The organism is Pseudoalteromonas lipolytica (genome assembly GCF_900116435.1).
Classification (GTDB): domain Bacteria; phylum Pseudomonadota; class Gammaproteobacteria; order Enterobacterales; family Alteromonadaceae; genus Pseudoalteromonas; species Pseudoalteromonas lipolytica.
Genome location: NZ_FPAZ01000022.1, coordinates 46,833 through 61,233, shown reverse-complemented (window position 1 = coordinate 61,233; position 14,401 = coordinate 46,833). Strand labels below are relative to the sequence as shown.

Genomic DNA, 14,401 nt, shown 5'->3' with positions numbered 1-14,401 from the left:
GAAGATTTAAAACCGAAGTTTTACTTAACTCTCTGCTACGTTGCTCAGCGTCTTTCGTTGCTGTCTCCCGTCTCAGTGGGGTCGCATTATAGGGAGATGGATTTTTTACGCAAGCACTTTTTTCAATAAAATTTAAAAAAACGCACTGTTCGCTCAGCTTTTGAGCTAAACGCCCTAAAACTGAGTGTTTAACAATCAACTTTAGCGCCTTTTAGTGAATTTTCTTACTTCACTGTTACACTAGAGCTTGCGCATTTTGACGATTTAAGGTGAATTTATGACTATCCGTTCTTATAAAGGGATCACTCCTACATTTGATAACAGTGTTTATATTGATGAATCATCCGTTTTAGTCGGTGATATCACGCTTGGCAAAGACAGCAGTGTGTGGCCTTTAGTTGCAGCACGTGGTGATGTTAATTATATACGCATCGGTGAGCGTACTAATATTCAAGATGGCAGTGTTCTTCATCTTACCCGAGCAAGTAAGTCAAACCCTGACGGTTATCCACTTATTATTGGTGATGATGTCACTGTTGGACATAAAGTGATGTTACATGGCTGCCAACTAGGCAACCGTATTCTTGTTGGCATGGGTGCCATTGTTATGGATAACGCTATCGTTGAAGACGATGTAATTATTGGTGGAGGCTCATTAGTCCCCCCGAATAAGCGGTTAGAGTCTGGTTACTTATATGTCGGAAGCCCTGTCAAACAGGCTCGCCCTCTCACTGAGCAAGAGCGTGCCTTTTTAACGTTATCTGCTGACAATTATGTGCAACTTAAAGATGAATATATTGCAGAGAGTTAAAAGACCTCTGTTAATACTATTTGTCCTGCCGAGTTGTACTGCTCGTCTTCTATTAATTGCTCGGCCAGTTCTTCATAGTCAAAGCGGTGTGTTTCAAAGTAATTGATCGCGCCGCTTTGATCAGCAAAATCATATTTATCCGTGTCGATAACACACTCGACCATCATTCCACTGACTTGCGCATAAAACACAAGCAGTTTGTCTTGTGCCTTGTATTCAACTCTATCTATAAATTGAATCGCTTGGTTCATGCGAGTTCTCCACTTTTTAATGCAGCAACCACGGGCAGTATTTCTGGCATTTTATTACGCCATATATAATAAGCTTGTGCGGCTTGTCCAACCAACATGCCACTGCCATCCAGTGTAATACAGCTAGGATTAACGGCTTTAACCCAGCTTATAAATGCGGTGACGTGATTGGCGTAAAACATATCGTAGGCACATGAGCAGTGAACGACATGCTCTTGAGCAATACCGGGTAAGTCACCTGTAACACTGCTCGAAGTAGAATTAATCACGATATCATAGTGTTCATTCGGTATTTCATCTAAAGCGCACCCTTTAACATCTCCTTGCTCTGCAAAAATAGAAGCTAACATATGTGCTTTTTCGGCAGTGCGATTCGCGATGATCAACGTCGCGATACGCTCATTTAAAAGAGGTTGAATTACGCCACGTGCTGCACCGCCGGCACCAATCAACAAAATCCGTTTTGCTTTTAACGTGACATTATTAGCCAGTAAGTCTTTCACTAAACCTATACCGTCAGTGTTGTCGCCAAATAAACGACCATCGTCAAGGCGTTTAATCGTATTTACCGCACCGGCGACTTTCGCTTGTTCACTTAGTTCATCAACCATTGCATACGCTTGCTCTTTAAAAGGCAAAGTAACATTAGCACCTTTGCCACCCGCAGCGAAAAAGCGTGATACGGTTTTTTCAAATGCATCGGTTGGTGCTAAAATGGCGCTGTAATCAATTTGCTCACCTAATGAGGTCGCAAACTGTTTATGTATTGCGGGTGATTTCGAGTGTTTTATTGGATTTCCAAAAACCGCGTATTTATCCATAGTGAAGCAACCTCTTTGCCTTGTAGAGCTTTATTAATATTATGATTAAACGACTTTTTTCTAAATCGAAAGCAGAGCCTGAAACACCCACGCCAGAAAAAACACCTTACGAAATTATTGGTGGTGAAGCCGGTGCTCGTGCCATTGCAAACCGATTCTACGACATAATGGCCTGTGATGAATACGCCAAACCATTATATGATATGCATCCACAACCACTTGATAGAATTCGCCAAGTGTTTTTTGAATTTCTTTCCGGTTGGTTAGGCGGCCCCGATCTCTTCGTAGAGAAATATGGTCATCCGATGCTCAGAAAGCGTCACATGCCATTCCCAATTGATCAAGATCTACGTGATCAATGGATGTATTGTATGAATAAAACGCTGGATATCGAAATCGATAATCCTTTATTGCGTGAAGGGTTAAGACAGTCTCTTTCACAACTTGCCAGCCACATGATCAATCAACATTAATTAGCTAAGCTTGAGCTATATCAATATACGCTTTTTCTAAATAAAGATAATACTCTTTCCTTAGTTTAGTGGAAGCGTCGTCAAGTGAAGTCTATCCAATTTAAAATTTATACATTGCTTGCAATTACTGGTGTGCTGGTCTTATTTGCCAGCATATTTAGCAGTGCTCAGCAGCAACAAGCCCTCGCGCAAGATACCGTTGAAAGTAATATTAAGTTACTAGCCGATAACTACTTTGACTCTATCAATACCATGATGTTAACAGGCACAATGGCAAACAGAGAAATTCTGAGTAATAAATTAAGAAGCCATGAAAACATTGAAGACGCGCACATTATCCGCAGCGCTATTGTTAATAAGCTCTACGGCCCCGGAAATGCGAACCAAGCAGCGAATACTGACGCTGAGCGCGATGCATTAAAAGGCACCGAAGCGCTGTATATCGATAAAAACAACAGCACCATGACCTACTTAAAACCCATGTTTGCAACACGTGATTATAAAGGCACGAACTGTCTAGGGTGCCATCAAGCACAGGAAGGTGATGTTCTTGGGGTGGTAAAAATCAGTTATTCACTGGCTGATATTGAGCATGAAGTGTCACAAAACACCTTGATGAATACTTTATTGTTATCAACCATTTTTATTGCTGCTTTTATGCTACTGGCCATGTTATTCAGAAAGATTTTTATAAAACGATTAAAAATCATCAGTCATACCATGCATTTAGCAACCACCAATAAAGATTTGAGCCTCAATATTAATGATGACCACAATGACGAGTTAAGTTCATTGGCCACCAGCTTTAACCACATGATTAGCGCCTTTAAAGACAACATTGCGCAAGTGTCGCATTCATCTAAAGTGCTGATCCACTCTGCCGAGAGCATCTATGCTTCGGCCGACGCCACAGAGCAAGCCATCTTGCAGCAAAAACAAGGCACAGACTCAGTGGCTGCTGCGATAAATGAACTTGAAAGCTCATCAAGTGAAGTGAAAAATACCACTCACTTTGCGTCTGAAAAATCAGAACACAGTAACCAACTTGCACAGCAAAGCTTAGAAGTAGCGGAACACACCGAGCTGAGTATTAATCAGCTTGCAGCAGATGTAAGAGCAGCCGCAGATCAAGTATCACAATTGCAAGCGCAAACCCTCGATGTTGGTAAAGTTCTTGAAGTGATCAGCAGCATTGCCGAGCAAACCAATTTACTGGCCTTGAATGCAGCCATTGAAGCGGCACGTGCAGGTGAAGCTGGACGAGGCTTTGCGGTTGTTGCTGATGAGGTAAGAACGTTGGCGAATAGAACACACGACTCAACAGACGAAATTCGCCGCACTATTGATAAGTTACAACACGAGGCGGCACAAACGGTCAATACCATGAATAATTCGAGTGCAGAAGCCGATGAACGGGCTGTGCAAGTAAAACAAGTGGCAAAAGCACTGCGTGATATCTCTGCACAGATGAGTGAAATAAACCAACTCAACGTGCAAATTGCCGATGCCACAGAGCAGCAAAATTTAGCCGCAGAAGAAATAAACCAAAGTGTTGTCGCGATTAGTGATAATGCCGAACATTCCTTGGTTGATGCCCATGAAAATCAAAAAGTCAGTGAAGAGTTAGTCTCGTTAGCACGCTCTTTAGATGAGCAAGTAAGGCGTTTTAAATTAAGCTAAATTGCGCACTTTATGCACAACTGATAGAGTAGAGAACACTATTTCGCGACAGATATGGACGTTTAAATGAAATATACCCCTACTCTTTTAGTGTGTGCAGGTTTAGTGTGTGCTGGGCTTATTGCCGTTTTGTATGCTTCATTCTCTCGAGACTCACATCCCTTCACTGAAACGGCCTACTCAAACGACCTGCTTTACCACGATGATATTCAGTTTATTGCCAACTCACTGCTTACTTCAGATAAAACAACTAAAAGTGATGATTATGAACAGCTCATTATAAAAGGCTTTGACACATTGATTCAGCACCCTGAATTTTATGAAGTGAAGCTCGACTTTTATGCGTGTGATAACACAAAGTGTCTAACGCAAATCAGTGCTCCCATTAAGACTTCTGAGCATGAGCTGGCTATTTTGAAAAGCGAAATTTTATTTAGCATTTTGGCAGAGCTGCCAAGCAGAAAAAACGTTGTCACCACCGTAGATAATGACAACGCAAAGTTGTTTAGAGTTATTTCAGCACTCGATTAAAGCTGCCACTGACGAGCAATAAGCGCTTCTTCTGTTGTGTTAAGCCATGCTTGTGGGCGTAAATAATATTGATATAGCTTCGCTTCAGGACTATCCACCGCAGGTGCATAGTTATATTCCCAGCGCGCTAATGGTGGCATCGACATCAAAATAGACTCTGTACGCCCGCCGGTTTGTAAACCAAATAAGGTGCCTCGGTCCCACACTAAATTAAATTCGACATAACGGCCGCGGCGATAAAGTTGAAAATCTCGCTGTTGCTCTGTTGTTGGTGTCTCTTTTCGACGCTCAATAATAGGTAAATAAGCGTCTAAGAACCCATTACCAACGGCTTGCATGAAAGCAAAGCTTTGCTCAAAGCCAAGCTCATTTAGGTCATCAAAAAATAAACCACCTACTCCGCGAGTTTCACTGCGGTGCTTTAAGTAGAAATAATCATCACACCAGGTTTTATATTTATCGTAAACACCGTCACCGAACGGCTGACATAAATCATGCGCAACTTGATGCCAATGCTGTACATCTTCAAAAACAGGGTAATAAGGTGTTAAATCAAAACCACCACCAAACCACCAGATAGGCGCTTCCCCGTCTTTTTCAGCAATAAAAAAGCGTACATTAGCGTGACTAGTTGGAATGTGTGGGTTTTTTGGGTGGATCACCAGCGATACACCACACGCATGGAAACTACGACCAGCAAGTTCTGGACGATGAGCCGTCGCTGATGCTGGCATCGAAGCACCAAATACATGCGAGTAGTTGACTCCTCCTTGCTCAATAATATCTCCCCCTTGAATCACCCGCGTACGACCACCGCCGCCTTCTTCGCGCTGCCAATTATCTTCAACAAATGTTGCTTTGCCATCGGCGTTTTCAAGGCCCTTACAAATGCTATCTTGTAGGGCCATTAGGTATGTTTTTACTTGTTGGAGTAGCTCGCTTTGCATGTTTATCCTCTGAATACTTTGCCGGTCATTGCATCTTTAATCACACTAGGTTGACTATTGCCACCGAGTGGCTCATCGACATAAAAATCAACACGATCAGCGAACTCACTTTTAGCGTGCGTAATACTCATCACTGTAGGCTGGCCGGTTAAGTTTGCGCTGGTTGAAACCATTGGTTTACCAAACTGCTGGCAAAGGGCTTTAACAGTTGGATGATTAGTGACACGTACAGCAATACTATCAAACTGGCCTGTTAACCACTTAGGTGTCTCTTTTGCCGCTGGCATGACCCATGTAATTGCACCCGGCCACTGCGAAAAAATATCAGCACGTTTATCCATCGGGATCTTAGCATCATCAACATACTTTAATAACTGACCATAATTATCAGCAATTAAAATTAAGCCTTTTTCAACGGGGCGTTGTTTGATTGCTAGTAGCTTTTCTACAGCAGCTTGATTATCAGGGTCACAGCCAAGACCGAATACTGCTTCGGTTGGGTAAACAATCACACCGCCTTGTTGTAATGCATCAATGGCATTGGCAGGTTGAGCAACAGGATCAGACAAAGAAACTCTCCTAATTTAAGCAAATAACGAGTGTATTAAGATTCTATAAGCTTGTGCATACACGACTTCTGAGGGCATTGTAGCACAACACCCGAGGCCATTTTCTTTTCAGTCATAACAGGCCACTGGCACGCTGGGCATACCTGAGCAACGGGTTTATGGTTCAGTGTGTATTTACATCGAGGGTAGCAGTCACAGGAATAAAAGGTCTTGCCAAATTTATTGCTACGCGCAACCAACTGCCCTTTTTTACACTTAGGGCACGCGGGCAAAGTGGGTGCATCGTCAGCATCTTCATCATGCGCTATGTAGTGACAGTCAGGGTAACCTGTACATCCTATAAACATACCGTAACGACCATTCTTGATCACAAGCGGTCTAGTACACTCGGGACATGCACTGTCTTCGAGTACTTTAATTTGCTGGCTGTCATGATGAGCAAGTGGGCGAATATAGTCGCATTTAGGGTAACTGGCGCACCCTAAAAATGGGCCTGATTTAGAGTGTCGCATAACCAATTCAGAACCACATTTAGGGCAAACCTCATACTCTTTTTCTAACGCATGTTTATCTGCAGAAAAAAGAGAATGGTCGATTTTACTCATAAGATTCCTGTGAGGCTGGCTAATTTTCGCTTAATATACCCAAACTAAGCAAAGATACAAGCAAAGTCGAAAGCGACGAGCCACCATGCTCTGCCAGCGGCAATGCATTAATGAAGCACGTCGGCTGGTTCGTCAAAGATCAGGTCTTCCATTTGCGCATATGCTTGCTCTGAGCCGGGCACATTAAATAGCACCATTAACACCACCCATTTTAAATCTTCTAAATGGATAAATGGTTTATCAAGGGCGCACAATCTATCAATAACCATTTCACGGGTTATTGTATTGATGACACCGATTTGCTCAATAAACATTAAGAAGCCTCGGCATTCTGTGCTCAACATTTGGCATTCGCTATCTGTGTAGATGCGCGTAGCATGTTGTGGCTGCGCATTTAAATAAGGGCACACATCACTTTGTTGCAGATCTGCGAGCTGCTCAAGCCAATCAAGTGCTTTGTAGATTTCAGGTTTGTTAAAACCAGCACGCACCAACTCATCGGTGAGCTCGTTTTCTTCCGTGAAGATTTCAGCTTCGCTATGGATATAGTTTTCAAAAAGATACATGAGGATGTCAAACATATTTATGTCCTCCAAGTCTTATATAACCATCTAGCACTCGTTCGACTTTATCGGCGAGCTCTAGGTCAAGTAACCGAGCTTGTACTTCATCGATTGGTAGTTGGCTGCGTTGAGTTATTACATCCACGCTGGTTACCTCAAACCCTATACTTTTGAACACTGGGCAGTCGAGTTCATCTGCAATAGGCTGTTCTATATTATATAGACTGTTTTCACAAAAAAAGCTCACTTCATCAAGAATGTCACTCACATTTTCAACTAATTTAGCCCCTTGCTTAATTAAAAAATGACTCGCCTCTGAGAGAGGGTTCTTAATTGAACCCGGTACTGCAAACACTTCTTTATTTTGCTCTAAGGCATAACGCACAGTGACTAAAGAGCCGCTTTTTATTTGCGCTTCTACAATTAATACCCCTAATGACAAACCAGAGATAATGCGATTACGACGCGGAAAATTTGTCGCATTGGCAGCGGTTCCTGGCAAAAACTCCGACACCAACAAGCCGCGTTCTGCCACGTGCTTAGTTAATAATTTATGACGTTTAGGGTAGGTAATATCAAGCCCCGTCCCAAGCACTGCAATTGTATTACCACTTCCCGCTAAAGCCCCTTTATGCGCTGATCCATCAATCCCCAGCGCCATACCCGACGTTATCGTCATACCGAGTAATGACAACTGATGCGCAAACTCAGCAGCAATCTCTGACCCCGTAGGGGTTGCATTGCGACTGCCCACTATTGCTATTTGTGGCGACGTTAATAATGCAACGTTACCCAAACAAAATAACAGTAAAGGCGCACTGGCAATGTGTTTCAATAAAGGCGGATAGCAATCATCAAAGTAACAAATTACGGTTAATTGCTGTTGCTTAATAAGGGTTTGGTAATGTTCAACCTGATGCCAATCGGTATTGGTGAGGTTATTAGCTTGGCTTTGTGTTAAGCCTAAACTCTGCAATTGTGCGTTAGTCAGAGCGAAGAGTTCACTCAGTTCGTGTTTTTGGCTTAGCGCTATAAGGGTTTTAACCCCTATCCCTTTACATAAATAAAAGGCAAGCCAGTGAGCTAGCTTGCCTGAATACTGTTCCATGCTCCCTCCTTAGAGCGTCCTCAGAGGAGTTAGTTTATGACGGCATAATCTCCAACTCTAATAGGATGCTGATTTTTTACAATCAGTGCATAACTGACGGTATCGTAAACCTTAAATACCATTAGCTCACCGACTTTCTCCTTTGGCATATGCCATACTTTACTGTCTTCGTCCGCCTCTACACCTAAAAAGTCATTCGTATCAGTGATTAACTTTTCAAGGCTGGTTGAATCTTCGCGATAGCGCGGACCATTTGCGCCATCAAACACTTCTGGAGACTGACGTTGAATATCAAGTACAAAACCAGGTTTAACTTGGTCTGACCCTAAATTTAGCACAACAATATCCATTGTACTAAATTCACGAAGTTCAGTGGCAGACGAAATAATTGTGCCATTCATTGTGGTATCAGGGCGTTTCATTGTGAAGTATGCCGGCAGCAATTGACCATCCATTGCTGGCATCAAGAAATCATTTGGTCTAATTTCTTGTTTAATCAACTCAATTTTCACTGAAGCCGGGATCCCATTAGCAACATCACCGCTTCTAAATGCACGCACAATGGCGACCAACTCTGCTTTATTAGCCAACACTTCTTGTGAAGTCGGGTCAATTAACTCAGAGCCTTTACGATATACTGCATACGCTTCATTTAGGTTTAAGTCCCCTTTTACGTACAGAATATGATCCATCGTGTTCATTTTAGTATTAACGCTGGCACCTAAGATATACGGTTTTTCAGCAATCACATCCGCGCTAATAGCCTGCTCATAACTTAAGTAAGGACGCAATAATTCCAGGGGTAAAGTCGGTACGGCCTGCTTACCTTTCGGAGTTATTCGCCCTTCAGGAGACAGCTTTTTATAGCGCGCATTCTTCACGAGACGCGGATTTCCATCTTTATCGTAGATTAAAGTGAGCGCATCACCGGGGTAGATTAAATGTGGATTAGCAATTTGCGGATTCATTTGCCATAAATCAGGCCACTGCCATGGTTCATTGAGATACACGCCAGAAATGTCCCAAAGCGTATCACCCTTTTTCACAACATATTGTTTTGGAGCATCTTTTTTTATTGTTAACACATCAGCAGATGCTGTAAAAGCGCAGCTAATGGCTAACATAGCCGCAACTAATGGATGTCTCATTTGGCTTCCTTGTGTTGTTTTTAGATTATTATCAACCAAAACCTGTTAAAGGTGAACACGAATGGCTAAAATAAGAGCATACAATACCCTAAATGAATCACAAGTGTAAAAGGTAACTATGGCTAGGTTAGAAGTTTTAAGATTTCCGGATGAGCGTTTACGTACAATCGCGAAAGAAGTACCAGAAGTAAACGACGAAGTTCGTCAAATCGTCAAAGATATGCTTGAAACGATGTATGACGAAAACGGTATCGGCTTAGCAGCTACGCAAGTAGATATCCACCAGCGAATCGTGGTCATCGATGTCTCTGAAGAACGTGACCAACCACTGGTATTAATTAATCCAGAAATAACTCAAAAAGATGGCTCAACAGTGAGCGAAGAAGGTTGTTTATCTGTTCCTTATTCATATGCGAAAGTTGACCGTGCAGAAACAGTCACTGTTAAAGCGCTTAACGAACATGGCGAAGCATTCAGTTTAGATGCTGATGAATTACTGGCTATTTGTATTCAGCATGAGCTTGATCATCTTAAAGGCACCCTGTTTATTGATTATTTATCGCCATTAAAGCGCCAACGTATCCGTAAAAAGCTTGAAAAAGAAGCAAAGCTCGCTGCTAAATAATAAGTTTATCGATAGGAATTTCTGTGACACAACCATTACGCATTATTTTTGCTGGTACGCCAGACTTTGCTGCGCGCCATTTACAAGCACTGATTGATTCAGAGCATGACATTGTTGGCGTGTACAGCCAACCAGACCGCCCTGCGGGTCGCGGTAAAAAACTAAAAGCAAGCGAAGTAAAAGAGCTGGCTGTTGCTCATAATTTGCCCGTTTTTCAACCTGAGTCTCTTAAGTCAGATGAGGCGCTCGCTGAGCTACAAACCCTTAACGCCGACATCATGATTGTGGTCGCGTATGGCTTATTGCTACCTAAAGCAGTTTTAGAGACACCTCGCCTTGGTTGCTTAAATGTTCATGGTTCGATTTTACCGCGTTGGCGCGGTGCAGCACCGATTCAACGTGCAATTTGGGCTGGCGACAATGAAACCGGCGTAACCATAATGCAGATGGATGAAGGCTTAGATACCGGCGATATGCTCCATATTAGTCGCTGTCCAATCGATAGCGCAGAAACCAGCAGTTCACTTTACGACAAGCTTGCGGCACTTGGACCTGATGCGCTCATTAGTACGATAAACCGCCTTGCTGCCGGTGAGATAGTACCTGAAAAACAAGATGACAATCTTGCCAATTATGCGAAAAAGCTCTCTAAAGACGAAGCAAACATTGATTGGACCCAGGACGCAGCACAAATTGAGCGTAATATTCGCGCCTTTAATCCATGGCCTGTTTGCTTTACCCAAATGGCAGGTCAAACGGTAAAGATTTGGCAGGCTGAAATCGTCTCTCACACCGCTGAAGCAGGTAAAATTATCGCCGCTGATAAGCAAGGTGTTACCGTTGCCTGCGGTCAAGATGCACTTAAGATCACCCTACTTCAACCGCAAGGCAAAAAACCAATGGCAGTGAGCGATTTTTTAAATGGCCGCAGCGACTGGGTTGAACCTGGCTCAGTATTAGGGCAAAACAATGAGTAATGTTAGAGCACTTGCTGCTGAAACTCTGTATAACGTGGTTGATAAAGGTGCATCGTTAAACCAAGAATTGCCCTTTGCAAGCCAAGGTTTATCGCCAAAAGATAAAGCCTTACTACAACAAATTTGCTACGGTGTGCTGCGTTATTTACCTAGCCTCGAAAATTACTGTCAGCAACTTTTAGATCAACCGCTAAAAGGCAAGCGCCGTATTTTTCAGTTCTTGCTGTATGTGGGCATTTACCAACTTCAGCATATGCGTGTTCCACCGCATGCCGCTATCAGTGAAACCGTTAATGCATTACAACAAATGCGTGCGCTAGGTTTAAAAGGCTTAATCAACGCTATTTTACGAAGTTTCCAACGTGAACAAGCCGAGCTTGAAGAAAAAGCCAAGCAAATCCCTGTTTGCCAATACAACCACCCAGGGTGGTTTATTAAGCACGTTACAGCAGCCTACCCTGATAACTGGCAAGATATTCTTGAAGCAAACCAACAACAAGCTCCAATGTGGTTACGTGTAAATCAAGCACAATATAGCACGCAAGAATACAGCGACATGCTCAAAGCAAATGACATTGAACACAGCCTCAATGCTGATTTTCCAGATGGTATTAAACTTGCCAAGCCATGCGATGTATTTTCTTTACCTGAGTTTGAAACAGGTGCATGCTCTGTTCAAGATGCGGCGGCGCAGTTAGCAGCACGTTTTTTAGATCCACAAGATGATGAGCTGATTCTTGATGCCTGTGCAGCGCCAGGCGGTAAAACCTGCCATATTTTGGAGCTTGCTGATGCCGATGTATTAGCACTAGATAGCGACAGTGAACGCTTAGAGCGTGTAAAGCAAAATTTAGTACGTATTGGCCTTGCCGCTGATTTGCAGTGTGCCGATGCATCACAGCCGCATATTTGGTGGGACGAAAAGCAGTTCGATCGAATTTTACTTGATGTGCCTTGTTCTGCCACCGGTGTTATTCGTCGCCACCCTGATATTAAATGGTTGCGTAGAGCATCAGATATTGAAGACCTTGCACACTTACAAGGTGATATTCTCAACAGTATCTGGCCTCTGCTTAAACCGGGTGGTACGTTAGTGTATGCAACCTGCTCAGTGTTACCACAAGAAAATCAGCAACAAGTTGCCACGTTTCTTGCTAACAACAGCAATGCAGAGCATATACCACTGCATGAAAACGATACTCCAACGTTACCTGGCTTGCAATTGCTACCGGGTGAGAGCGATGGTTTCTACTATGCAAAGCTAGTTAAAAAACATTCATAAGAATACACCATGAAAATAATCATACTCGGTGCCGGACAAGTCGGCGGCACATTAGCAGAAAACCTCGTTGGTGAGCAAAACGAGATCACAGTGGTTGATATCGACGGTAACCGCTTACGCGAGCTGCAAGATAAGTACGATCTACAGGGGGTTACTGGTCACAGTGCTCACCCAGATGTACTGCGTCGCGCAGGCGCAGAAGACGCCGATATGATTATTGCGGTAACCAGTTCTGATGAAGTGAACATGGTTGCCTGCCAAGTCGCCTACAGTATTTTTAATACGCCCACCAAAATTGCGCGTATTCGCTCAGAGCAATACTTAAAGTACCGCGAAAAGCTGTTCCATAATGACGACTTACCGGTTGATCACTACATTGCTCCAGAAGCCTTAGTGACTAAGTATATTCGTCGATTAATAGACTATCCGGGTGCTTTACAAGTGCTGCAGTTCGCTGATGGTATGTTATCACTGGTTGCAGTAAAAGCTTACTATGGTGGCTTATTAGTTGGGTATGCGCTGTCGGCATTGAAAGAACATATTCCCAATGTAGAAACCCGTGTAGCAGCAATTTACCGACAAGGTAAAGCAATTAAACCACTCGGCACAACCGTGATTGAGGCTGACGATGAAGTGTTCTTTATCGCCGCAACAAAACACATTCGAGCGGTCATGAATGAGCTGCAAAAACTTGAACGCTCATACAAGAAAATCATGATTGCAGGTGGGGGTAATATTGGTGCAGGTTTGGCGCGCTCACTAGAAAAAAATCACAGTGTTAAACTTCTTGAGCGTAATAAAGAACGTGCGGCACAGCTCTCTGAGTTACTCGACAATACCGTTGTGTTCTGTGGTGACGCCTCTGATCAAGAACTGCTCTCAGAAGAGCACATTGAACAAGTTGATGTGTTCATTGCTGTTACAAACGACGACGAAGCAAACATTATGTCGGCCATGCTTGCTAAACGCATGGGCGCACAAAAAACCATGGTGCTGATCCAACGCGGCGCCTATGTTGACCTCGTTCAAGGCGGTGAAATAGATATTGCCATTTCACCACAACAAGCGACTATCTCAGCTCTGTTAACGCATGTTCGCCGCGGTGATATCGTTAACGTTTATTCATTACGTAAAGGCGCGGCTGAAGCAATTGAAGCCGTAGCCCATGGCGATGAACATACATCGAAAGTTGTTGGCCGCGCGATTGCCGATATCAAGCTACCCGCAGGCACCACTATTGGTGCAATTGTGCGTAATGACGATGTACTCATTGCTCATGATGATACGGTGATTCAGTCGGGTGACCATGTGATCATGTTCCTAATCGACAAGAAACACATCACGGTTGTTGAAAAGCTGTTCCAAGTCAGTGCTATTTTCTTATAGACCAAAAACATGAAAATAAAAAAGCAGCCATGACGGCTGCTTTACGACTCTTGAAGTGAAAGTAGTTAACCAGAGTCTCTGGTTACGAACCTATTGAATCTGTGCGAACTCTTCTTTTGAAAGCTCTCCGTTACCATCGCTATCAAGCTCAGGAAATAGTTTTTCAAGCTGCATATTTACTGATGCTTCTTCTTTGCTGATCACGCCATCGCCGTTGGTATCAAATGTAGAAAAACTGACGCCTTGAGCAAACGCTGCTGATGACGTTGCTAATGCTAAAATAGCCAATGTTGTGTTGATGTGTTTCATAATAACTGCCTCAAAATTTGAAAAGAGTGAAGTCCGTTTCTGAGATCCCTGTTTAGTGGAAATTGGCTTTGTTACTCGGCCGCTGAAAATTCTGTTTCAGTCAGTACGCCATCACCATCGACATCCAGTGTTTTAAATTGTGACATGATTTTTGCGTCGACTGATGCTTCACTTTTGCTTATCACGCCATCGCCATCTACATCCAATGTATCAAAGTCAGTGGCAGCAAAAACAGCTGAAGAAGATGCAAGTGCAATTAGGGCTAGTGTTTTATTTACTGTCTTCATAATCATATTCCTTCAATATTTAACTAAA

19 protein-coding genes are annotated in these 14,401 nt (G+C 43.1%); 8 read left to right on the top strand and 11 right to left on the bottom strand.

Annotated elements, in window-relative coordinates:
• On the bottom strand, positions 1-199 hold a 199-nt coding region (locus tag BM378_RS20545), incomplete at its 3' end, for a hypothetical protein (protein WP_218158197.1).
• Positions 200-277: 78 nt separating this feature from the next.
• Here BM378_RS20545 and BM378_RS18580 point away from each other — a divergent pair.
• The gene (locus tag BM378_RS18580; protein WP_036973645.1) at positions 278-811 is read left to right on the top strand and encodes a gamma carbonic anhydrase family protein; all 534 of its coding nucleotides are present in this window, start codon (positions 278-280) and stop codon (positions 809-811) included.
• Here BM378_RS18580 and BM378_RS18575 read toward each other — a convergent pair.
• Both BM378_RS18575 and aroE read right to left on the bottom strand, forming a co-directional pair.
• Complete coding sequence (locus BM378_RS18575; RefSeq protein ID WP_036973646.1) at positions 808-1,062, bottom strand: DUF1488 family protein; 255 nt, start codon at positions 1,060-1,062, stop codon at positions 808-810. The genes BM378_RS18580 and BM378_RS18575 overlap by 4 nt on opposite strands.
• Entirely contained in the window at positions 1,059-1,883 is an 825-nt protein-coding gene (gene aroE, locus BM378_RS18570; RefSeq protein WP_074989753.1) for a shikimate dehydrogenase, read from the bottom strand. Before aroE ends, BM378_RS18575 begins: the two co-directional genes overlap by 4 nt.
• Before the next feature lie 41 nt (positions 1,884-1,924).
• On the opposite strand from aroE, the gene BM378_RS18565 reads away from it, so the two are divergent.
• The 3 genes from BM378_RS18565 (at position 1,925) to BM378_RS18555 (ending at position 4,567) form a co-directional block, all read left to right on the top strand.
• Positions 1,925-2,356 carry a group II truncated hemoglobin gene (locus BM378_RS18565; RefSeq protein WP_036973648.1) on the top strand — a complete coding sequence of 144 codons (432 nt, stop codon included), beginning with the start codon at positions 1,925-1,927 and terminating at the stop codon, positions 2,354-2,356.
• Between the two features lie 84 nt (positions 2,357-2,440).
• Complete coding sequence (locus tag BM378_RS18560; RefSeq protein ID WP_074989752.1) at positions 2,441-4,036, top strand: methyl-accepting chemotaxis protein; 1,596 nt, start codon at positions 2,441-2,443, stop codon at positions 4,034-4,036.
• A 66-nt stretch (positions 4,037-4,102) separates the two neighbouring features.
• Positions 4,103-4,567, top strand: coding sequence for a hypothetical protein (locus BM378_RS18555; protein ID WP_074989751.1), 465 nt, complete (start codon positions 4,103-4,105; stop codon positions 4,565-4,567).
• Here BM378_RS18555 and hemF read toward each other — a convergent pair.
• The 6 genes from hemF to BM378_RS18525 form a co-directional block, all read right to left on the bottom strand.
• Positions 4,564-5,514 (bottom strand): oxygen-dependent coproporphyrinogen oxidase, encoded by a 951-nt coding sequence (hemF, locus tag BM378_RS18550; RefSeq protein WP_074989750.1) that lies wholly within the window; start codon positions 5,512-5,514, stop codon positions 4,564-4,566. The two genes, BM378_RS18555 and hemF, sit on opposite strands and share 4 nt — an antisense overlap.
• A 2-nt stretch (positions 5,515-5,516) precedes the next feature.
• Complete coding sequence (gene tsaC / locus BM378_RS18545; protein WP_036973653.1) at positions 5,517-6,083, bottom strand: L-threonylcarbamoyladenylate synthase type 1 TsaC; 567 nt, start codon at positions 6,081-6,083, stop codon at positions 5,517-5,519.
• Positions 6,084-6,118: 35 nt separating this feature from the next.
• Complete coding sequence (locus BM378_RS18540) at positions 6,119-6,688, bottom strand: DNA topoisomerase family protein (RefSeq protein WP_036973654.1); 570 nt, start codon at positions 6,686-6,688, stop codon at positions 6,119-6,121.
• Positions 6,689-6,795: 107 nt separating this feature from the next.
• On the bottom strand, positions 6,796-7,269 hold the full coding sequence (locus BM378_RS18535; protein WP_036973655.1) for a DUF494 family protein: 474 nt from the start codon (positions 7,267-7,269) through the stop codon (positions 6,796-6,798).
• Entirely contained in the window at positions 7,262-8,359 is a 1,098-nt protein-coding gene (gene dprA, locus BM378_RS18530) for a DNA-processing protein DprA (RefSeq protein WP_065978271.1), read from the bottom strand. Before dprA ends, BM378_RS18535 begins: the two co-directional genes overlap by 8 nt.
• Positions 8,360-8,388: 29 nt before the next feature.
• On the bottom strand, positions 8,389-9,507 hold the full coding sequence (locus tag BM378_RS18525; RefSeq protein WP_036973657.1) for a LysM peptidoglycan-binding domain-containing protein: 1,119 nt from the start codon (positions 9,505-9,507) through the stop codon (positions 8,389-8,391).
• 118 nt (positions 9,508-9,625) lie between these two features.
• On the opposite strand from BM378_RS18525, the gene def reads away from it, so the two are divergent.
• From def to trkA, 4 genes are read left to right on the top strand one after another with little or no spacing between them, the layout of a single operon-like run.
• Positions 9,626-10,132 carry a peptide deformylase gene (gene def / locus BM378_RS18520; protein WP_036973660.1) on the top strand — a complete coding sequence of 169 codons (507 nt, stop codon included), beginning with the start codon at positions 9,626-9,628 and terminating at the stop codon, positions 10,130-10,132.
• Positions 10,133-10,155: 23 nt separating this feature from the next.
• Positions 10,156-11,109, top strand: coding sequence for a methionyl-tRNA formyltransferase (fmt, locus tag BM378_RS18515; RefSeq protein WP_074989749.1), 954 nt, complete (start codon positions 10,156-10,158; stop codon positions 11,107-11,109).
• Entirely contained in the window at positions 11,102-12,391 is a 1,290-nt protein-coding gene (rsmB, locus tag BM378_RS18510; RefSeq protein ID WP_036973662.1) for a 16S rRNA (cytosine(967)-C(5))-methyltransferase RsmB, read from the top strand. The genes fmt and rsmB overlap by 8 nt, the downstream gene beginning before the upstream one ends.
• Before the next feature lie 9 nt (positions 12,392-12,400).
• On the top strand, positions 12,401-13,777 hold the full coding sequence (gene trkA, locus BM378_RS18505) for a Trk system potassium transporter TrkA (RefSeq protein WP_036973666.1): 1,377 nt from the start codon (positions 12,401-12,403) through the stop codon (positions 13,775-13,777).
• Positions 13,778-13,867: 90 nt separating this feature from the next.
• On the opposite strand, the gene BM378_RS18500 is transcribed toward trkA, so the two are convergent.
• The gene (locus BM378_RS18500) at positions 13,868-14,086 is read right to left on the bottom strand and encodes an EF-hand domain-containing protein (protein WP_036973668.1); all 219 of its coding nucleotides are present in this window, start codon (positions 14,084-14,086) and stop codon (positions 13,868-13,870) included.
• 71 nt (positions 14,087-14,157) lie between these two features.
• Positions 14,158-14,373 carry an EF-hand domain-containing protein gene (locus BM378_RS18495; RefSeq protein WP_036973670.1) on the bottom strand — a complete coding sequence of 72 codons (216 nt, stop codon included), beginning with the start codon at positions 14,371-14,373 and terminating at the stop codon, positions 14,158-14,160.
• Positions 14,374-14,401 lie beyond the last annotated feature (28 nt).